The organism is Bacteriovorax sp. As-1 (assembly GCF_058446905.1).
In genome coordinates, this window is record NZ_CP184341.1 from 64,805 (window position 1) to 85,387 (window position 20,583).

19 protein-coding genes are annotated in these 20,583 nt (G+C 41.6%); 8 read left to right on the top strand and 11 right to left on the bottom strand.

Features of this window, described 5'->3' with window-relative positions; all coding sequences use genetic code 11:
- Nucleotides 1-82: 82 nt before the first annotated feature.
- From ACN20O_RS00310 to fusA, 7 genes are all read right to left on the bottom strand, one after another.
- Complete coding sequence (locus ACN20O_RS00310) at nucleotides 83-841, bottom strand: DUF3050 domain-containing protein (RefSeq protein WP_491636064.1); 759 nt, start codon at nucleotides 839-841, stop codon at nucleotides 83-85.
- Between the two features lie 39 nt (nucleotides 842-880).
- Nucleotides 881-1,309 (bottom strand): hypothetical protein, encoded by a 429-nt coding sequence (locus ACN20O_RS00315; RefSeq protein ID WP_491636066.1) that lies wholly within the window; start codon nucleotides 1,307-1,309, stop codon nucleotides 881-883.
- 107 nt (nucleotides 1,310-1,416) lie between these two features.
- The gene (locus ACN20O_RS00320) at nucleotides 1,417-1,950 is read right to left on the bottom strand and encodes a GNAT family N-acetyltransferase (protein ID WP_491636068.1); all 534 of its coding nucleotides are present in this window, start codon (nucleotides 1,948-1,950) and stop codon (nucleotides 1,417-1,419) included.
- On the bottom strand, nucleotides 1,947-3,086 hold the full coding sequence (locus ACN20O_RS00325; RefSeq protein ID WP_491636070.1) for a tRNA nucleotidyltransferase/poly(A) polymerase family protein: 1,140 nt from the start codon (nucleotides 3,084-3,086) through the stop codon (nucleotides 1,947-1,949). The genes ACN20O_RS00320 and ACN20O_RS00325 overlap by 4 nt, the downstream gene beginning before the upstream one ends.
- On the bottom strand, nucleotides 3,083-3,988 hold the full coding sequence (locus ACN20O_RS00330) for a LysR family transcriptional regulator (RefSeq protein ID WP_102243879.1): 906 nt from the start codon (nucleotides 3,986-3,988) through the stop codon (nucleotides 3,083-3,085). The genes ACN20O_RS00325 and ACN20O_RS00330 overlap by 4 nt, the downstream gene beginning before the upstream one ends.
- 105 nt (nucleotides 3,989-4,093) lie before the next feature.
- Nucleotides 4,094-4,651 carry a hypothetical protein gene (locus tag ACN20O_RS00335; RefSeq protein ID WP_491636072.1) on the bottom strand — a complete coding sequence of 186 codons (558 nt, stop codon included), beginning with the start codon at nucleotides 4,649-4,651 and terminating at the stop codon, nucleotides 4,094-4,096.
- 170 nt (nucleotides 4,652-4,821) lie between these two features.
- Nucleotides 4,822-6,981 (bottom strand): elongation factor G, encoded by a 2,160-nt coding sequence (gene fusA, locus ACN20O_RS00340; protein WP_491636074.1) that lies wholly within the window; start codon nucleotides 6,979-6,981, stop codon nucleotides 4,822-4,824.
- Between the two features lie 234 nt (nucleotides 6,982-7,215).
- Here fusA and ACN20O_RS00345 point away from each other — a divergent pair, with 234 nt between their 5' ends.
- The gene (locus tag ACN20O_RS00345) at nucleotides 7,216-7,833 is read left to right on the top strand and encodes a hypothetical protein (protein ID WP_491636076.1); all 618 of its coding nucleotides are present in this window, start codon (nucleotides 7,216-7,218) and stop codon (nucleotides 7,831-7,833) included.
- Nucleotides 7,834-7,838: 5 nt separating this feature from the next.
- Here ACN20O_RS00345 and ACN20O_RS00350 read toward each other — a convergent pair whose 3' ends face one another.
- Both ACN20O_RS00350 and ACN20O_RS00355 read right to left on the bottom strand, forming a co-directional pair.
- On the bottom strand, nucleotides 7,839-10,073 hold the full coding sequence (locus tag ACN20O_RS00350) for a hypothetical protein (RefSeq protein WP_491636078.1): 2,235 nt from the start codon (nucleotides 10,071-10,073) through the stop codon (nucleotides 7,839-7,841).
- Between the two features lie 118 nt (nucleotides 10,074-10,191).
- A complete protein-coding gene (locus ACN20O_RS00355; protein ID WP_491636080.1) occupies nucleotides 10,192-12,501 on the bottom strand; it encodes a hypothetical protein in 2,310 nt (769 codons plus the stop codon).
- A 146-nt stretch (nucleotides 12,502-12,647) separates the two neighbouring features.
- Here ACN20O_RS00355 and motA point away from each other — a divergent pair, with 146 nt between their 5' ends.
- From motA to ACN20O_RS00390, 7 genes are all read left to right on the top strand, one after another.
- Nucleotides 12,648-13,505 (top strand): flagellar motor stator protein MotA, encoded by an 858-nt coding sequence (gene motA, locus ACN20O_RS00360; protein ID WP_491636082.1) that lies wholly within the window; start codon nucleotides 12,648-12,650, stop codon nucleotides 13,503-13,505.
- Nucleotides 13,506-13,537: 32 nt separating this feature from the next.
- Complete coding sequence (locus ACN20O_RS00365; RefSeq protein ID WP_491636083.1) at nucleotides 13,538-14,302, top strand: flagellar motor protein MotB; 765 nt, start codon at nucleotides 13,538-13,540, stop codon at nucleotides 14,300-14,302.
- An 88-nt stretch (nucleotides 14,303-14,390) separates the two neighbouring features.
- Nucleotides 14,391-14,651, top strand: coding sequence for a hypothetical protein (locus tag ACN20O_RS00370; RefSeq protein ID WP_491636085.1), 261 nt, complete (start codon nucleotides 14,391-14,393; stop codon nucleotides 14,649-14,651).
- Between the two features lie 59 nt (nucleotides 14,652-14,710).
- Entirely contained in the window at nucleotides 14,711-15,484 is a 774-nt protein-coding gene (locus tag ACN20O_RS00375) for a hypothetical protein (protein ID WP_491636087.1), read from the top strand.
- A 50-nt stretch (nucleotides 15,485-15,534) separates the two neighbouring features.
- On the top strand, nucleotides 15,535-17,148 hold the full coding sequence (gene murJ / locus ACN20O_RS00380) for a murein biosynthesis integral membrane protein MurJ (RefSeq protein WP_491636089.1): 1,614 nt from the start codon (nucleotides 15,535-15,537) through the stop codon (nucleotides 17,146-17,148).
- 1 nt (nucleotide 17,149) lies between these two features.
- On the top strand, nucleotides 17,150-17,800 hold the full coding sequence (locus ACN20O_RS00385) for a MarC family protein (RefSeq protein ID WP_491636091.1): 651 nt from the start codon (nucleotides 17,150-17,152) through the stop codon (nucleotides 17,798-17,800).
- Between the two features lie 289 nt (nucleotides 17,801-18,089).
- Complete coding sequence (locus ACN20O_RS00390; protein ID WP_491636093.1) at nucleotides 18,090-18,809, top strand: Bax inhibitor-1/YccA family protein; 720 nt, start codon at nucleotides 18,090-18,092, stop codon at nucleotides 18,807-18,809.
- Between the two features lie 35 nt (nucleotides 18,810-18,844).
- Here ACN20O_RS00390 and ACN20O_RS00395 read toward each other — a convergent pair whose 3' ends face one another.
- Complete coding sequence (locus ACN20O_RS00395) at nucleotides 18,845-20,017, bottom strand: cysteine desulfurase family protein (RefSeq protein ID WP_491636095.1); 1,173 nt, start codon at nucleotides 20,015-20,017, stop codon at nucleotides 18,845-18,847.
- The gene (locus tag ACN20O_RS00400) at nucleotides 19,998-20,504 is read right to left on the bottom strand and encodes an Rrf2 family transcriptional regulator (protein ID WP_102243893.1); all 507 of its coding nucleotides are present in this window, start codon (nucleotides 20,502-20,504) and stop codon (nucleotides 19,998-20,000) included. The genes ACN20O_RS00395 and ACN20O_RS00400 overlap by 20 nt, the downstream gene beginning before the upstream one ends.
- Nucleotides 20,505-20,583 lie beyond the last annotated feature (79 nt).

The following is a 20,583-nucleotide window of genomic DNA, read 5'->3' on the forward strand; positions in this document are numbered from 1 at the left end:
AGTTGAAAAATGTGTGAACTAGGATCAATGGTAAATGAAATTTTTCAGTTGAGTTGAATGTAAGAAAATATGATAGGAAGTGCTAAGATTTTGACACTAGAGCTTTTTCAACTTCATCCCACAACGCGCTTCTTAATTTAAGCGACATCACACCAGCTGCTCTTGCTTCATCCCACTTCTTTTCATCATTTCCGCAGAGAGATTGAAGACAATCTGAGGCTGCATGCGAATGCTCTCCTCCGTCAATTTCAATATGACGGGCAAGGTAGTAGCGCATGTTCGGAAACGATTCTTGAGTTTTTTGATCAAAATTCGTTGATAGATCACCAAGTATAGAAGTGAACATGTCGGGAATTAATTTTTCTCTTCCAAAGAAAAAGGCAGCAGCGACTTCATGAATTTTTCCATTGAGTGAAAGATCAATATTGAATTTTACAAAATCATGCTCGGCCTTTGTACACCACTGTTCATACTTAAGATCGCTCATAAATGAGAGCAGTCTTTTTGGATCAGCACCGACATCATTCATCGCACGCAGATAAAGAGTAAAATGATCACAGGCCTTGCCTTCTAAATCTTTATCACTCTCTTCACCTAAAACGATTTCGTTAATCAAGCGCACAGTCTCTTTAGGATAAGAACTTGGTCTCCATGGAAGCTCCACACACGTAATCTCTTTTTGCAGCCTCTTTAAAAGCGACATAAAATCCCACACCGCAAACACATGTGTCTCCATGAACATTTTAAGTTCATCGAGCGTTCTGATTTTGTTATAAAGAGTGTGATTGGCAAGAGCTTCGTGGTGAGCGATTAAATCAGGGTGATTCATAATGGATTTCATAACCAGTCCTATAGGTAAAACTATAGAAAGGTCATACCATTAAATTTCGAAATCGTCGTATGTTTGATTGAAGTTTGCGTCCAATTCTTTGGAAAAAAAGCGCCGCGAAAAATACTGCCCGGCTCTAATTGTGCGAATGAAATCGTACTCTTCCAGCTTTCTTAGGGCCGAATAAACGTCTTCAATGGCAATGGTTAGGTTTTTTGCCATTTCCGTGTGAGACATCATCTGTGAGATACCGTGAGACCTGTGAAGGTTGGGAAAGCACCAGACTCTACGATAGATATACATCAGAACAAGAATCTCAATGCGGCTTAGTTTATAATCCACAATGATTTTATCAAAGAAAATATCCGGAATTTCAGAGGTAGAGGGGCCCAGCGCAATGTTAGAGCCTCCGACATCTTGATTGTCTTCAGCTTTACCTTTTGAGCGGTGATCGGCCAGAATTGAATGTATATCGACCATATTCCATTCCTGATAAGGCCTCTATGCGATCCATGCATTAAACCTTACATAAAAAGTATAACACAAAAAAACTAAATGGAAAATGGCTAGCATTAAAACCGCGAGTGTTACTCAAGTATGGCACCCATAAAGTAGAGCTCTGAGCCCTTGAACTCGCGCTTAACTGTATGAGTAAAACCCAGGCGTAAGTAGAAATTTACGTTCTGAGCATCAGGTGAAGTTGTGAGGTGAAGCCCTTTAATTCCTTGGCCTTTAAGCAATTTCATATAGTGATGAACCAGAAGACTTCCTAGTCCTTTACCTCTGGCATCCGGGTGAAAATTGATGTGCAGGTGGGCCGGAAATTTTTCGAACTGCTCCTGAAAAACCGCGCCTCCAGGGACATCGAGCACTTTTAAAGAGGCAAAAGAGTCCTGGCAGCCACTAAGATAACCTAGTACCTTTTTCCCCTCCATCACCACGAAAAACTCCTGTGGATAGTGGGTCTGGTAGTCGCCGCACCAGCGTTTAAAGAATATCAGACGTCTTTCTTCAGAGGCAAAAGTCTTAACAGAAGTCGAAAGAAAAAAGATGTCTTCAACTTGTTTTAGAATTTTGGAATCAAAATTGATTTCTTTTAAAGTGGCGATAGAAAAACTCATTCAATAACCCTTTTCATCGTCTTATAAAAACGCAGATATGAACGAAGAGGTGCTGGTGTTGCCTGAATCAACTCAACATCCACACATTCATCGGCCCAGTCATCCCAGGAGATAATAAGATGGCTTGGAAAATACTTTCTCCATTCTTTTTTATCTTCCAGGTTTTTTAAATCGCGAAGAACCACCATCACATCCGGTGCATCCATCTCGCTTTGGCACAGAGGAATCAGGTCCTCTTTTTTTAATTTTAAGACGGCATGATAAGAATTATAAAAAGACGTCAGATCCTTTAAGGTTTTATCAGGCAGTGAGAAAAAAACGGCCACTTCTTTTGCGGCCTCCGGTCGTTTTAAGAAAACACTTACCAATAAATCTTCAATGGTCTCAAGATCAGAAGAAAAATGAATGTTCTTCCAGATCTTAAAAGCATCTTTTACCGGTAGTTGATAATCTCTCACCAGCTTTGAAAATTCATTGATAAAGGCCCCAGCATTTTTTGATTTTTTCATCTCCGATATAAAGTGATGTATTGAGAGTTCACTCAAATCAAAAAGGCCCATTTGGTTTTTAATGCTATCGCTGATATTAAAATTATATTTCACCTGGAAGCGCACCAGGCGAAGAAACCTGACAGAATCGAGGAAAAAATAATCGCTGATTTCTCGAAGCGTTTTTTCTTCTAAGTCCCTCACTCCGTTATAGGGATCGACAACGCGGGCCTCATCTTTAGTAAAATGAATCTCGATACCAATGGCATTTAGTGTAAAATCTCTTCTGGCAAAAGCACGATCGTAAGAGAGTTCTTTATCAAGCACCACTTCAAAATGGTGATGGGTTTTATTTCCTGTAAGTGGATTTTCCAGACGTGGTGAAGAGAACTCTAGGTCAAAGCCTTTAAAGTCCAAGCGGACAATGTCATACGGGAGTTCAGTATAAGTGAGTCCTCTTTTTTTAAAAAAAGATTTTAGCGCACTGATCACCACACCCCTGACTTCAAAGTCCAGGTCGTTAGACAGAGTTCCTTCCCTTAAAAAGTCGCGGCTTCCGCCACCAACCAGACACAGACGCGCACCAATCTCTTCAACTTCGCTGAGAAATTGTTTTAAGTCGGCCGGAAATAGAGAGAGAATCATCATGTATTAAATGTATCACGATGTGAGAGCAGTCTATCAATAGTATTTTTAATACGCAGAAGATTTTCTGATTCTTTATGATAGACGATATAAAGCTTTCCACTCGGCACTTCATATTCATTACCAAGCGTTAGGACTTTATCTTTGAAATACGAACGATTTAAAACGTGATTTGGCACAACAGCGATTCCCAGACCTTCACTTACGGCCTGGAGCATATGACCATGCGAGTTTACAGAGAAGCGCACATTTAATTTTTTTGGAGTCGCTTTAAATTTACTTCTGCACCATTTTAAAAAGAGCAGATCATCTTGCTCAAATAAAATAGTCGGAATTTTTTCCAACGTTTCAAGCGTCAGCTTTGTGTTGAAATACACATCCTTCATCTCGCGTGGAATAACCAGTGTCGATTTTTCTTCCATGAAGAATTCTTTCTCACCATGAAGAGGCACATCGTCTTCAGGTAAAATCAGGATATCAATTTTGTTGGCCTCGAAATCAAGAAGCAAATCTTCCTGATGTCCCATGCGGACTGAAAGTTGAAGTTCAGGGTTTTCTTTTGCGTGCCAGACAACTTCCTTTGCTAGCCACGTCTTCCCAATACCTGTCAGGGTTCCGATTCTTACCTTCCCCTGCATTTGATCGCGGTCCCCCTGAAGTTCAGTCAGAGTCTCTTCCATTTCTTCCAGAAATTGAGTTCCCAGGCGGTAGAGTTTCTCACCTTCAGACGTTAAAATCACCGCCTTCCCTGAGCGCTTAAAGATCTTAATTTCCAATTTGGACTCAAGATTCTTGATACTCTGGCTGATAGCAGATTGGGTTACACCTAAGACTTCCGCGGCCTTAGAAAAACTTTTGGCGCGGGTCACGGCCACTAATGTCTGGAGTTGCGATGTTTCGATCATGTATTAGGTTTACCTAATAATACTGGAAAAGGAAAGAAACCATGTAAAAAGAAAGCGGCCTTTAGAAGAACCGCCTTTATTCAACTTATGAAAGCTAACAAAGGCCTAACAAGACCCACCTTCTGAAAGGTAAACCTCGTAAACCTTCTGCTCTTTTTCATCAACGATTAGCAATTCAACAAAAGAGATCCCACAGTACCCAGGCCCATTTCCACTATAACCAAACTTCACACCCTGGCGCTCTAATCTTTTAATAACCGGTGCCCAGTCGTGGTTTAGGTCGTAAATCTTTGCTTTAATTTCTTTAATTTTTTCTGCTTCACTTGATTCATCAAGGCCTTCAAGCATTTCTTCTAAGGCACTCTCAGCAAAGCCAGACATAGCAATCGCAGACTTCGTTGAAGTGAATCCTTCATCAATTTCATCATCGTATGCCATATCACTAGACTCTTTGAACACTAGTTCGCGTTCTTCGCCATAGTTTTCTTCTACATAATTCATTAGGATTTCTTCTGCATTTTTTCCTTTTACAGAGTTCTCTTCCCAACCCATGGCCAGTTGACCTAGAGCTTTGACGTCTGCATTTACTGTCCTAGTGACTCCAGCAAAGCTAGAAGTGATCGTTAACGAGAAAACAAGAGCTGCACTTAATACTGCCTTCATAGATCCCCCCAAGATTATTTTTTGAATGCCCGGGTTATAGACAAAAAATGTGGGGATTGGAAATGATATTACCCAATGCTTCCTATCTAAAAAAGAGATAGGTAAAAAAGCAAAAAAAAGGGCCCCCAAACGGGAGCCCTCTTTGTTTTTCTTGATAGTTAAGAAAGAAATTACTCGGCCTGTGCAGCAAGCTTCTCTTTTCTTTCTGCCATAACTTTCTCACCAATGTTGTTTGGACATTCAGCGTATTTCGCGAATTCCATTGTGTAAGAAGCTTTACCAGCAGACATAGAACGTAGAATTGTCGAGTAACCGAACATTTCTGAAAGTGGAACAAGAGCGTTGATAATAACGTCACCTGTTTCGTTAGATTCAGAAGCCTGGATGATCCCGCGACGAGAAGAAAGGTCACCAATAACCCCCCCTTGGTACTCATCTGGTGTCTCAACTTCAACTTTCATGATTGGCTCAAGGATAACTGGAGAAGCAGCTTTTACAGCTTGTCTCATCGCCATACGAGAAGCAATACGGAAAGCAAGGTCAGAAGAGTCTACATCGTGGTAACGACCGTCTTGTAGGAATACTTCAACGTTGATTAGAGGGAACGCAGCTAGAGGTCCCTTATCCATAACGTCGTTGAATCCTTTTTCACATGAAGCGATGAATTCGTTAGGGATTGCTCCCCCTTTGATTTCGTTATGGAACTGGAATACTTCTTCTTCGTTTGTTTTCTTTTCTTCAGCAAGTGGCTTGATCATCCCGATTACGTGACCGAACTGACCAGAACCCCCAGTTTGTTTCTTGTGTAGGTAATCGAACTTAGCTTCAGTTCTGATTGTCTCACGGTAGTTAACCTGAGGAGCACCTACTTGAACGTCACAGTTGTATTCACGTTTTAATCTTTCTACGTAAATCTCAAGGTGAAGCTCTCCCATACCTGCGATACGTGTTTCAGCAGATTCTTCATCTGTGTAAACGTGGAAAGTAGGGTCTTCTTTCATGAAACGAGAAAGACCTTTTGAAAGTCTTGTTTGTTGATCTTTATCTTTAACAGAGATCGAAAGCTCGATAACCGCTGCAGGAACGTGCATACCTTCACATGATAAATGCGTTGGTCCGTCTTCTGCTACGAATGTATCCCCTGAAGCACAGTCGATACCGATTAGAGCGATGATATCACCAGAACCTACAGTTTCGATGTTCTCTCTATCGTTAGCGTTCATACGTACGATACGTCCTACGCGAACTTTTTTCTTAGTTCTTGTGTTAACGATCGTGTCACCTTTATTTAAAGTCCCTTGGTAAATACGAGTGTAAGTTAACTGCCCGAATTGCTCGTCAGTAATCTTGAACGCCATACATACAAGAGGTTTTGTGTTATCTGGCTCAAGATCGATCTTTTGGTTTGTGTTGTTATCGATTGCCTTTGGCTTCGCACATGTAAGTGGAGATGGTAGGTATCTAGCAACACCGTTAAGAAGAAGTTGAACACCTTTATTCTTGAAAGCTGATCCCATGAATACTGGAGTAAGCTTAAGAGTTTGAGTTCCTCTCTTAATTGCTTCGTGAATATCTGCTTCTGGAACTTCTTCGCCACCAAGGATTTTTTCAACCATGTTGTCGTCGAATTCAGAAGCTGCATCTAGAAGTTTTTCTCTGAATGCTTCGATATCATCTGCCATGTCTGCAGGTGGAGCTTCTGCTCTTACCTTCTCTCCGTTTTCTCCGTCGAAGTAGTAAGCAGTTCTCGTAATAAGGTCTACAACACCTTTGAAGTTTTCTTCAGCTCCAATTGGAAGCTGCATTAAAACTGCATTGTGGTATAGTTTTTCTCTTAGAGCAGCCACCCCTTTGTGTGGGTTAGCACCCATACGGTCCATCTTGTTTAAGAAGGCCATACGAGGAACAGCGTAACGCTTCATCTGACGGTCTACAGTGATTGACTGAGACTGAACACCAGCAACCGAACAAAGAACAAGGATCGCTCCATCAAGAACGCGAAGTGAACGCTCTACTTCTACTGTAAAGTCAACGTGGCCCGGAGTATCGATTAGGTTGATACGGCATTCTTTATCGACACCCTCAGCATATGTAATACCAGCTTGATCAATCCCTCTCCAAGTTACTGTTGTAGCTGCAGAAGTGATTGTGATCCCTTTTTCTTTTTCAAGTTCCATGTGGTCCATAGTCGCACCAGCTCCACCGCCGCGTACGTCTTCGATCTTGTGAATCTTGTCACAGTAGAAAAGGATACGCTCAGATAGCGTCGTCTTTCCCGAGTCGATGTGAGCAGAGATCCCGATGTTTCTGGTCTTCGCCATTAATTTCATAAATTCATCTCCAAAAAGGTTTATTTACCCTAAAAAATTTTTTGAACTTTTTTAAACTTAATTTAAGGGTGAATAATAAGAAATTTAGAGGGATGAGTCAATGGAAGTTTAGTTATAAAGAGGGAAAAAGATTGAACAAGGAGCATCAAACAAATTGACAATTTCACTAAAAATCTCTAAAAATTTTCGGGTTTCCCAAAAATTAACCCAAATTCTAAAAAAGGCTTTTTCCCTATGAGCGGCGACCTCAGCAAACAAGACTTATACGAAGGCGTTAAAACCCTGATCGAAACCGACGCTGTCCACGTCCATCTGCCCCAACAAAAACTTTTTACCCTGTTTTCAGTGGGCTTTCAGTACATGCTGTTTGAATCTACCAGAAAACCTGGTGCTTATATTATCCGCGTTGAAGACGGCTATCTTGCCGAAAAACTAGCGAAAAAATCAAAAGACCCATCTACTAGAAAGTTCATGCAACAGCTTCTGGTAAACCGCAAATTTAAGTACGAAAAATCATTTTTCTACCTGGACTACTTCCACCATGGATCATGGAACCTGACCAGCGAGCTTCCCCGCGATAAAGTTAAGGCGGCGCTTATTGTTAAAAACACATCATCAAAACCAATGATGGAAATTGACCTTGAAGGCGAGGCTGACACCTCGGTTATTGATACAATTAAAAATCACGACTACCTAAAAATGTTGATGGATTTTGTTCCTCGTACAATCACTATTGCCTTCGAAGAAACCTTCGATGGAACAACTCCTGTTTCTTTCCCATTCATTAAAAAAGAAAAAGAAAAAACGGTTTCGGGTGTGACAATTAATACTGATTTAGACTGGGACGATTAGTCTTCCTATAAATCTGGAAAAGTGTTTTTGATATAACGTTGATAACGAAGATGGATAATATCAAAGAGCCCGCTTTCTTTCGGGTGAATACTTGTATTTCCAAAATTAAACTCGTCTTGTCCATCCTGTGATCTGTCTCTTTCCACAAAACTCATATCCGGGACGTTGTGGACAACTTCACTCGCTTCAAGCTTAGCGATCAATTGATCAAGAATTCTTATTTCAGCTTCATTGATTTTGGCCTTCAATTTAATTTTTGGCCCTTTTCTCCCCTGCGGATGAGTAAAATCCTGCGAGGCCGGATTAAAGCGCGCACTCATTTCCGCCTGATCTTGGGGAGAGAGTTTCGCATAAAAGCGAGCAAAGTTGTTCACCTCTTCATTGATCTTGGCGCGTTCGTAATCGTAGTAGTTAGTGTTTTTAGCACGCGATTTCTCCAGCCCTTTTTTAAAAACCTGGTCTCTAAATGAGCCCACAATAGTTTTATATTGTTCAAGGCCGGCAATCGCCGAATTCTCCATTTCCGGATTCTTTGTCTTAATTGCCTGATAGTAATTTTCGTAAAGGCCTAAATACTGATTGAGAATTTTAGTATTGGGATTTGACCCTCTAGGAAAACTCAGTGGCGGGCAAGATCTTTTATCCACACAAGAGATGTCTTTTACGCGAGTTAAAACATAAACCGGAGCGACGTTGGCCGCCTGAACATCGGGAATAAAAAAGTTAAAGAAAGACGTTTTTACTTCAATTTTCTCCTGCGCTTTTTCTTCTACCTTCTCCTGCAGCTCATTTCCTTTGGCCTTAAGCTTAGCAGAAATTTCATCTTCGTATTTCGTCAAAAGTGCTTTTGCTTCATCGTCGAGGTTTTCAATTTTTGCTTTGATGGTTTTTAAATAGGACTGGGCCTCGTTAATACTCATCTCAGTGATAAGTTTATCCGACGACACTCCAACTTTTGCCGCCATCTCCTGAAAACGGCGGGCATCGGCATCACTTGGAACGAGCATGTTGATTCCTTTTTTCGAGAGGCCTTGGACATCGTTGATTAAGCGCTCAATACGCGAGAGTTTTTTCTCCAAGTCCGCTGCCGCATCCCCAAAAAGTTTTCCCGCCGTAAAGGCCAGGGCCCCTTGAGCTCCAAAAGTAATGGCACGAGAAGTTCCACTGGCGATAATCGATTTTAAAAATCCCATTTGCCATCCGGCCATATAGGCCACAACGTTAGTGGCAAGACCTCCGACAATTCCCAATTTATCTAAATCACCAATCCAGTCTGCCGCTTTATCATCTTTAAGGGATCCGGCCACCGTTACTTTTTTTGTCTCTTCGGCAGCTAAGGCCGTGCTTAGAAGTGTCGAATGGATAAACCCCATGGCATTTTTTAAAATGTCCGACGTGACTGGAACATTCTTTAATTTTTCGTACTCACTCCATGAAAGAGTGCGATCGACTCCAAACTTCAAGGACTCCCACTCGTAGTAATAACCCCATTTATCTTCTGCGCTCTGGGCCTCATCAATAAGTTTGGCGTAACGGGCATCAAGTTTTGGAGAAAAGTTGAGTTGATCAATTGAAGCAGGGGCCGAAGCGACACACGCTCCTCCTCCACTTATCCAATCCATCTGTTCAGCTGCCGCTGTGGCCGAAGAGGCCAGGAAACCGATACTGACCATCTTGGCGTTTTTTGCTTTTTTCTTAAGTGCACTAACGGCATGATCAATAGTATTTTTATAGGCCTTGATGTAGTCGATTTGTTCATCGACTTTGGCCTCTAATATTTTGGAGTTTTCTTTTACACTTTTCGTTTTATCGATATCGACCTTACTGACCACTTCGATTTCAGCAAGCTCTGAAGCTTTAAGAATTTTGATGTTCCTCATTTCCTGAAGCACATAAACGGCAGCACTTCCAGCGTAGATAACCGCAGAAGGTTTTGTTTTACAAACCATGATGGCCTGAGGAGCAATCAAAGTCGCCGCAAGAAGTGAGATGGTCGATGTGATATAACCAGCGCCGAGTTTGATAGCATCTTTTTTTAAATCGGCCTTTTCTTTTTCTACGCTCGCGCGCATTTCATTGAGCTTGGGCTCAATTTTTTCATCGACAACTTGCTGGAATTTTTCTTTGGCCTCTTGTTCTAGAGCGTCTTTTTCTGCATCGAGCTTTTCTTCGAGGGTGGCCTTTAATGTGTCGGTGTCGAGATTTTTGATTACAGTTTCCGAGAGGCCGAGTTTTTTCACGGCCTCCATTTCTGAATCAGAAAGATTAGAGAGGTCTATCCCCCAACTCAGCTGAGAAAAAAGAAGGGATAAAACAATGATGAGAGTCTTTAAAAACTTTATACCAGGTCCTCAATCATCACGGAGACTTCGCCAGGGATTTAATTCCATTAAGGTAACGGTCCTGGCATTTGTTCTGGTAAGCATTTTTAGCTTTTTCGTAACCCTTTGAGAGACTCAGAGAATAAAGAAGCTCAGGGAACTCTTTACATTTTACCGGGATCTTATCCTCTCCACCATGGGCGAACTGGTAACAGTAAGCATCCATGTGAACTCTCGACATCCAGTTCATCTGCTCTTGTGAAAGATTCATTTCAACTGTATTGTTGGCCCTTACCACTAAGTCTTTTCTTAACAGTTCTTCAGCGGCCAGAGTTTTAATGCTCTCTTCTGTACGTTTTTTAACCGCCTCTTCTACTTTGACGTAAGAGTCAGTACAACGGTTTTTCTTTCTAAAATAAGTAAACAGAAAAAAGCTGTCTTTTAGATCTTCTTTAATTTTTAAGCCTTCATCGTTTTTAGCTTCCATACAAGCAGCTAACCAATCAGTGCGCGCTTGTTTGTGGGCCTCCTGGATTCGCTCCATTACTTTTTTATCGTAAGCTTTTTTCTCATCCATCGTTTTGGCGATGCGGTCGTTTACTTTTTCAATATCATCATCGCGTTTATCCAGTGCATCTGATTGTTTGCCATAGTATTGGTTTTCGGCCACCAGGATTTTTAAACGCAAATCCTGCATCTGGGTTTCGGCCGAAAGAATTCTTCTTTGAAGCTCTTTGAGCTGATTACAGAAATAAGCAGGTCCATTGGCAATAGACATATTATTGTTAGTCGCATACTGAATAATTTTGTCGTACTCTTTAACTTTCTGATCTAACTCATCAGCAGCATCGTAATACATTTTACGACAGGAAATATCCAGGTTTTGATCCTTAAATTTTTCCATAAACATATCGCGGTCAAAACGCATATCACGACTGGCATTGGATAATTGTTTAACGTAATCGTTTCCTAAGTTTTTTCCTTCAAAGAAATTAAAAGCATCAATATAGTTATCTACAATCTGCTCCATCTTCACTAAATCATTAAGCTGGTTATCCCAAGCGGCCATGGCCTTCTCGAAATCTTCCCATTCTAACTTCTTCTTTTTTGCTCCAGTGAAAAGCTCATGAAGAAAACTAATCCCTTCACTCACTCCCTGAATCGCGAGGCTGACAGCGATCCCACCAAGTGCGGCCCCGGCAGCAGTGTAAAAAGCAACTTTGGCCATATGGTTGGGGTCGAGAGCTTTTGATAAGAGCTTATTACTCTCCGCCCAGTTCGTATTCATGTTTTTGTATTCGTCAGCAAACTTATCTGCTGTGGCATTGGCCTTATTTAATTCTTTATTAGTGTCGGCCCAGTTTTCATTAGCGCGAGTGGCATTGTCATTAACCTTGTCGATGTTCTTATTGAACTCGTCCATCTGCTTATTGGTATCAGACCAGTTTTGGTTGGCATTACCAATTTGCACATTGGTGTTGTTCCAATTCGTATTGGCGTTACCAATCTGGATATTGGTGTTTCCCCAGTTTGTATTGGCACTCCCAAGCTGAGTGTTGGTATTTCCCCAATTCAAATTGGCCGCATCTACACCTGTGTTGAGTTTTCCTAAATTGGTATTGACGTTGTTTACGCTGTTTTCAAGATTTTGAATATTACCGGTCAGGTTAACATTAAACCCGCCAAGAGAATTGGCCCCTGAATTGGTATTGCTTCCAGTAAAAAGACTTGTGAAATCAAATCCGCCTGCCGCATGAGCTTCATCAATCATAAAAGGAAGAGATAACCATGTGGTCTTCTTTTCTTTTTTAACTTTAAACTCTCCATCATAATCTAAAAGACCATTGTGAAGTTCATTAACTTCTGCTCGAAGCTTTGAGTAAAGTCCCGTTCGCACCATCGATGTGATGATGGTCACATGATTACCTTTTTTCAGGAGACTCACCTTTACGGTGCGGTTCATTTTTTCAACTTTCCCTTCCACTGTCAGAGAGTTTCCCTGCCCGCTGATCACCATCTGCGGCCCAAAACTTTTCTTAATTGATTGGGCAATGTAGGCAAGCTCATTCTTTTTTGGATCCGGGTCTTTTTGTGGATTTTCTAAATACACAAAGCTCGTATCGACAATCGACACTGGAGTTTTTTCAATCCAGAGAATGCGTTTAAAAAATTTCGTATGAATTTTAGAGTTCCCTTCCGTGCGCTCAAGCGTTGGCGTGTAATTCCACTTGCTATTAAAAATATCAAACGATGTTGATAGCTGAGTTTTATTCTCTTCTGCTGCATGAAGAACTGGCAAAAAAGTTGAATTAATCACTAAGGAAAAGACTAAAAGTGCTATTTTCATATAATTCTCCGAAAGTCTTGTCGGTTATTAGTTGACCAAACTTGAATGACTCTACTCATTTTTGCCTAAACAGATCTCCTAAGTGCACAAAAACTAAAGATTCAAAATGACCTTTCGATAAGATAGCAAATCATTTGGAGGATTTTATGTTCACTATAGTGGGTGCAGTCGTTACTACAGTCTGTGTTATCATGGGATACGTTCTTCACCATGGTAACCTAGCGATTCTTTGGCAGCCAACTGAGGTTCTCATCATTGGTGGTGCCGCTGTTGGATCTCTTGTTATGGCCAACAATCCATTTGTTATCAAGGCCATGCTTGCAAGATGTATTCAAGCTTTAAAAGGAACTGGGATTTCAAAGGCAGCTTATATCGAACTCCTTCAGTGTATGTTCGAACTTATTAAGATGGCCTCAGCTAACCCGATCTCAATTGAACCTCACGTTGAAAATCCAGAAGGGTCAGAAATTTTTAAACGCTACCCTGCTGTTTTACACAATCACCACGCCATCGATTTTATCTGTGACACACTAAAAGTTCAGATTGCTTCATCACTGTCTCCCTACGATCTGGAAGATCTGATGAATGCTGACTTAGATATCGTTACCGAAGAAGAACACGTTCTGGTTGGTGGTATTAACCGTGTATCAGATGCCATGCCAGGTCTGGGGATCGTTGCGGCGGTACTCGGGGTTGTTATCACCATGGGTAAGCTGACTCAAGGTAAGGAAGTTATCGGTATGTCGGTAGCCGCGGCCCTTGTAGGTACGTTCCTCGGGATCTTGTTCTCATACGGTTACCTGCAGCCACTTGCTGCCAAAGTAGAATCGAACTTAAAAGAAGAAATGCGTTTTATGATCACAGCAAAAATTTGTCTTCTCGCTTTCTCAAAAGGAGTAAACGCGAAGGTATGTGCTGAGTTTGGTAGAAGAAGTATTCCAACGGAATTCCGTCCTACATTCAAGGAAGTGGATGAAGCGACAGCAAACGCTGGGAAAAAGTAACTCAATCTAATATGTGACCAAGGAGCGGTCTTATGGCAGATGAAAAAGCGCCTATTATCATTAAGAGAATTAATAAAGGACACGGTGGTGCTCACGGTGGAGCCTGGAAAGTAGCCTTCGCGGACTTCATGACCGCGATGATGGCCTTCTTCCTGGTAATGTGGCTGATGGGTGCCGACGAGTCGACTAAAGCGGCGATAGCTGATTATTTTACCACCGCGACTATTTTTAAAGGTGGATCAGATTCAGTAGGAAAAATCGGTAGTACGCCGAATACTTCGTATTCAGTGCTTAACGGACAAGAAGGCGGGTTCGACCAGGCAGATGTTACAGAGCCAGCTCGTCCCCGTCCCGTTTATCTTCAAGAGCACAAGGTTTTATCTAAACTTGTGGATGAACTCTTCGATGGTAACGCCTTCTCCGCCGACTACAATTCAGATTACTTAAAGTTCGCCATCCCTGGAAATATCGTCTTCCAGTTTGGCTCAACAGAAATTTCCTTTGAAGGAAAAGTGTACCTGAAAAAACTCGCAGACGTCTTTAGAGACTATGAGGGAACTGTCTCTATTGTTGGCCACACTGAAAAAGGTGAAGGTGCCACTGAGCAGGCCAACTGGGACCTTTCTTTTAAGCGCGCTATGGCCATCAGAAACTCGCTCATTAAAGACTTTGGAGTCTTACCTGATAAGTTGATCCCTGTGGCCCAATCGAGTGCGACTGTGTCCTCTGAAGAGGAAGAAAAAGGAATCAACGTCAATCGCAGGGTTGAGTTCGTTTTAAGACATAGAAATTTTTAAGATTTCAAAAAGAATACTAAAGTATTTTAATCACCTATCCGAATAGCCCCTTATCAGTGTCTAATCGCTGAATACATAAGGGGCTTATATGGATCGCGACAGTTTTGTTATCACTCTAATTGCTCAATACAAAGACGAAATCGAAGAGATTCTCGTTGAGTGTGAGCACGTTTACCGTTCAACTATCGATTATGAGTTGCTTGATGGAAAAGTCGAAGAGCTCATGAGATGCGCTAAAGTTGACGGGCTTGAAGAGAAAATTGTGTGGGATCTTCTCCACCATAGAATTCCTTCATACGTAAACTATGTGAATGCAAAAACAGTGAAGACTAGTAAAAAAGCAGCTTAAGATTTATACTCGTATCAAAAGAATATCCTTAGGGAGCAAGACTTTTGATACGAGAAATTTTGACTTATTTATCTGAGTCTCCCAAAGAGGCATCGGCCAAAAAACTGGGACATCTCGTTGAGAGCATCTCGCTTGTTGCCCGCGAAAAGCGCTGCCAGAAGGCCTGGCTTCCCCACCGCACAGAATGCAAATCCTTTATCACTGAAAACCTAAAAGTCGCTAAAGACACCAACTCCGTTTTAGTTTTAGGTTCAGGTCCTTTACATGAAATCCCAATTGAAGTCCTGGCCCGCACTTTTAAAAAAGTGACTCTGGTAGATATCATTCATTTAAAAAGTGTTAAACGCGAACTCTCCCACTTCACTAATATTGAATTTGTTGAGCACGACATTTCTGAAATTGAAAATGCACTCATAAAGGGAGAACTCTTAAGAAAAATCCCTGAAGCTTTCCTGGCCCAAGACTGGGGTCTGGTTCTTTCTGTCAATATTATGTCACAGCTTCCGCTACACCTGGAAGCTTATATCGAGAAAAAATTTAAGGCGAAGTTTGAAAGTAAAGAAGTTGAGTCCTATCTTCAGGATGTCACTCGTAACCACTTTCTGTACTTAAAAAGTTTTAATGCCCCGGTGCTTTTAATCACTGACACTGTGACCACCTATTACAATAAGCAGGACTCAGTGGTGCAAACCGATTACAATTATGCTCACCTGAATTTACCTAAGCCACTTACCGAGTGGAACTGGAATGTTGCCCCTATCCCTGAGTTCCAAAAAGACGTCGGGATCAAAATGAATGTGGGGGCCTTTGTCTTAAAAAACCTTCCGTCTTAATTAAGATAGTCGTTGATCTTTCATCTAACCTCTCCTTTAATTAGATCTATATGAGTAACAACAATAAAAAAAGCGGCGCTTTATTTGTAGGGCTTGGAATCTTTCTAAGCCGTATTGCTGGCCTTCTAAGAGAGAGAGCTTTCGCTCACTACTTCGGTAACTCAGATGCCGGTGATGCTTTTAAAGCGGCCTTAAAAATTCCTAACTTTTTACAAAACCTCTTTGGTGAAGGAGTTCTTTCAGCTTCTTTCATTCCTGTCTATGCCGGTCTTCTGGCCCGCGAGCATAACGAAAAAACAGAAAACCCAGACCATCACCTGGAAGCTTCACGCGTGGCCTTGACCATCGGAAGCTTGATGTTTTTAATGACTTCTTTTTTAGTTGTCGGAGGAATTGTCGCGACTCCTTTTCTCATCGATACAATCGCTCCAGGTTTTGAAGGGTCTAAGCGCGAACTGACAATTAAACTTGTGCAAATCTTTTTCCCAGGTACTGGTCTGGTTGTTATGTCGGCCTGGTGTTTGGGGATCCTCAATAGCCATCGAAAGTTTTTTCTTTCTTATGTCGCTCCGGTTATCTGGAACGTCGCCATCATTGCGACTCTTCTCATGTTTGGTAATGGCTCAAGCCAATACGACCTGGCCATCTACACCGGTTGGGGTCTGGTGGCCGGAAGTTTCCTGCAAGTTGCTGTTCAACTTCCAACAACGATTAAACTTCTTAGAGCTTTCCGTTTTTCAATGGAAACACAAAACCTTCACGTAAGAATCATTCTTAAGAACTTTGTTCCGAGTATTGTTTCCCGTGGAGTTGTTCAGGTGAGTTCATACATCGACAACATCCTGGCCTCACTTCTGCCAACAGGTGCAGTGTCCAACCTGGCCTATGCCCAGACTCTTTATCTTCTTCCTGTTTCACTTTTTGGGATGAGTATCTCGGCCAGTGAACTTCCTGAGATGAGCTCGATTACGGGTTCAACAGAAGAAATTTACGCTAAACTTCGCGATCGCCTGCAAAGAGGGATTGCCCGAATCAGCTTTTTTATCGTGCCTTCTCTATGTGCCTTTTTAGTCCTGGGAGACATTTTAGTGGCGGCCCTTTTCCAGACCGGAAAGTTCACCGAAAAAGACACTCACGTCGTGTGGATGGTTTTAATCGGTTCAAGTGTTGGGCTTCTTGCTTCAACGATTGGAAGACTCTACTCTTCAACCTTCTTCTCACTAAAAGACACGAAAACAACTTTAAACTTTGCTGTCGTTCGTATCTTCTTTACGACGATTCTTGGGTACTTGTTTGCTTTTAAGTTTGCTCCAATGATCAGCAGTGACCCGGTTTATGCGACAGCAGGTCTGACAGCATCGGCCGGAATTAGTGGATGGATTGAATTTGTGCTACTACAAAAAAAGCTCAACAAAATCATCGGGAAAACCGGTGTTGAATACCGCTATCAATCAAAACTTTGGGGAAGTGCTTTAATCGCCAGTGCCGTAGGACTTTCGATTAAGTTCTTTATTCACTTAGGGCTTCTAGAACACCCGATCCCGCGCGCAGTGATTATCCTGGGCGTTTATGGTGTGCTTTATTTTGGAATCACCTATATGATTGGCATTGAAGAGTCTCAATCTATCATCAATAAAATTAAATCAAAGGTAATGAGGTCATAAAATGGAATTTACTCCGGCAATCACAGACGTGCTCAAGTTTTTTATCACACTGATTTCTATCGTTAACCCGATTGGAGCAATACCGGTTTTTTTGGGTTTCGTGAGGAATCACAATTCCATCAACGTCAAAAAACTCGCCAACCACACGGCCACAGCTGTTACGATCACCATCTTAATCAGCTTAATATGCGGCCAGGCGGTTTTAAATTTCTTTGGGATCTCTGTTGCCTCATTCACCATCGGTGGTGGAATTCTTTTAACGACAACGGCCTTCAGTATGATTTCCGGCCAGCAATCAAATTCAAAAATCAATAATGATGAAATCAGGTCACTCGACTTCGAGCGAGAAATCGGAATCATCCCACTGGCGATTCCACTTCTTTCAGGTCCTGGTGCTATTTCAACATCTATCATTCACGCTAAAAATTTCACCAGCTCCATTCACTGGATCGCTGGTATCGTTATGGTCATGGTGGTTGGACTCATAATTAAAATCATTTTAAGTTACGCGGAAAAAATCGGAGAAAAACTCGGCCAGATCGGTCTAAACGTTATGACCAGAATCATGGGTTTAATTCTTTTATCAATGTCGATTGAAATGATCGCCTATGGTATTAAAGAAATCATGCCGATTTTGAAAGGCGTGTTTTAATTTTGACCTAATCAAAGACTAACCATTTCCTGACTGGCTCACGGCCGGCTTTCTCATTAGTATGTCGCCAGAAGATTATTTATGGAGGAATACTTATGTGGAAGCGTCTGCACGATCTTTTTGAACGCCTCATTTCACTCTTTGTCAAACACGACACAAAGGAAACCTGGGCACTTCTTGAAATGCGTCGCGAGATTAATCTCGAGAACTTAGAGGACCTAAAAAAGCTTAGACTCAAGAATTTTTAGGAGTATAATTTCCCCATCAACTGTTTTATTAGGATGGTTATATGGAAAGAAACACACGTTACAATAACGGTCTGGACGTAGAGACACGTTCACAGGTCATGGCCGGATTCATGACCAGAGTTTATCAATGGATGGCCATTGGTGTTTTACTGACTGCCGGGATTTCAACTTACATCGGAAACAACGATCAAATGGCGATGACTATCGTGCAGAATAGATTTTTATTCTGGGCCGTTATTATTGCTCAATTCGGTGTTGTGCTTGGTTTATCAGCAATGATTCAAAGAATGAGTGCAGTGATGGCCACAGGTCTCTTTCTGCTTTACTCTGCGCTGACAGGTATTACATTCTCGACAATTTTTTTAATCTACACTCAATCAAGCATCCAGTCTGCGTTCTTTACGACAGCAATCGGATTTGCAGGTCTTTCAGCTTTTGGTCTATTCACTAAAAAAGACCTGGGACCTGTTGGGACATTCTGTACAATGGGATTATTCGGACTTATTGGTTACTCGCTCCTAGCGATCTTCTTCCCGGCAATGATGGGTGGAACAGCTGGTCTAGTGTTTAGCTTAATTGGTCTTTTAATCTTTGCTGGATTAACAGCTTACGACACTCAGAAAATTAAATTAATGGGTCAACATGCAATCAATGCAGAAGAAAGATCAAAGATCACTGTTCTTGGTGCTCTTACTCTTTACTTAGACTTCATTAACTTGTTCTTAATTATTCTAAGATTTACAGGCGATCGCCGCAGATAAAAATAAAAAAGGCCTCCAATTGGAGGCCTTTTTTATTAGATGAATCCTTTTAGTATCGACTTAATCTTCTCAACATACCCACCCACTTCAGCAGATGTCATATACGGCGAGAATGAAAATCTCAGAGCGGCCCTTGAGTCTTCATAACTATAACCCATGGCCATGAGAATGCGGTTTTCTTTAATGATACCAGATGAACACGCCGAGCCTGTAGAAAGATCAATTCCCATCATATCAAACTTAGCACTGAGAACTTCAGCTTTTTGCCCATAGAGCACCAGAAAAATAGTGTTGAGATTGCGGTATGGAGACGAGCGCGCAACCACTTCACCACGCTCTCCTATGTACTCTACCAATGCCTCTTCCAGCTCATTTTTAGCAGTGGAAAGATCATCTGGCCTGAAGTTTTCTTTCATATCGTGAAGGGCAAGTTTAATCGAATAAACACCCAAAGCATTTTCTGTTCCAGCGCGAAGACCTTCCTGCTGAGTTCCTCCGACAATAAGTGGATTGAACTCCAGGTCTTTTTTAAAGAAGGTAAAACCAATTCCTTTAAGAGCGCCAAACTTGTGGCCTGAAAATGTATAAGCATCAAGATCAGTGTGAAGCACTTCCCAGTTGGCAACTTTGCCTGCGGCCTGAACAGCGTCCACGTGAACAAAACACATTGTTTCTTTTTTAATTTCAGCGGCCCATTCCAAAGGCCAGACGACTCCAGACTCATTATTGACGTAAGTGTAGTTCATAAAACACTCACGCCCTTCACTGACTTCGTTCAGAAGATTTTTCATCAGCTCTTCTTTATCGAAAAGTCCGTTTTTATCTACACCAAAAAACTGCACCACATGCCCCAGGGCCTCGAGGTCATTTTTTAATTGAACCACACAAGCGTGATCGACTTCTGAAAAGAAGAAGCTCGCTTTTTTTCCTTCTTTAAAAAACTTAAACGCCAGACCTTTAAAGATCGAGTTGATTCCTTCGGAAGCACCCGAATGAAAAAAGAGTTTATGATCCTTTAAATTAAAAAGATGTTGGATGTAATCAATGCTTTCGTTGATATACTTGCGGGATTTTTTCCCGGACTGGTGAAGTGAAGCAGGATTGCCAAAAAGAAAATCCCCGCTATGGAGAAAGTCTACGACTCTCTTCGATAGCGGGGATGTTGCATTATAATCAAAGTAGAAACGATTACTGATTGATTTCTCCAATTGGGTTTCTAATTGCTGAAGTCATAATTCCAGCGTCATTAGAAGCACCAGCGATACCAGCTTCAGTTTCAGTTTCTTTAGACTTGCGAACTAGGTCACCAAGTGAAGTAGTTGCTAAGTATTCTTTCATGATGATACCAAGGTTCATGAAGTAGTTCTTAGACAGGTGGAACTCTAGAGAGTTCGCTGCTTCAGCTTCAGTTCCTACGATATCGCGAGCTGGGTTGATGTTTTCTCCAACACAGTCTAGTACGTCTTTAATTGTAATTTGGTCCATGTTGCGAGCTAGTACATAACCGCCACCTGGTCCACGAACAGACTTAACTGCTTGGCCATTTCTTAGCTTTCTGAAAAGTTGCTCTAAGTAATGAAGAGAAATGTTCTGTCTTGTTGAGATTTCTTGTAGTCTTACTGGATTCCCATTTGAATGAGTAGTAAGGTCTAACATTGCTCTAACTGCGTAACGCCCTTTTGATGTAAGTCTCATTGGTCTTCCTCCATAAAAAATCCAATTGATCGTAACCGTGTTTTAGAAAATTCTTCGAGAGATGCGTGTGTCGTCTACT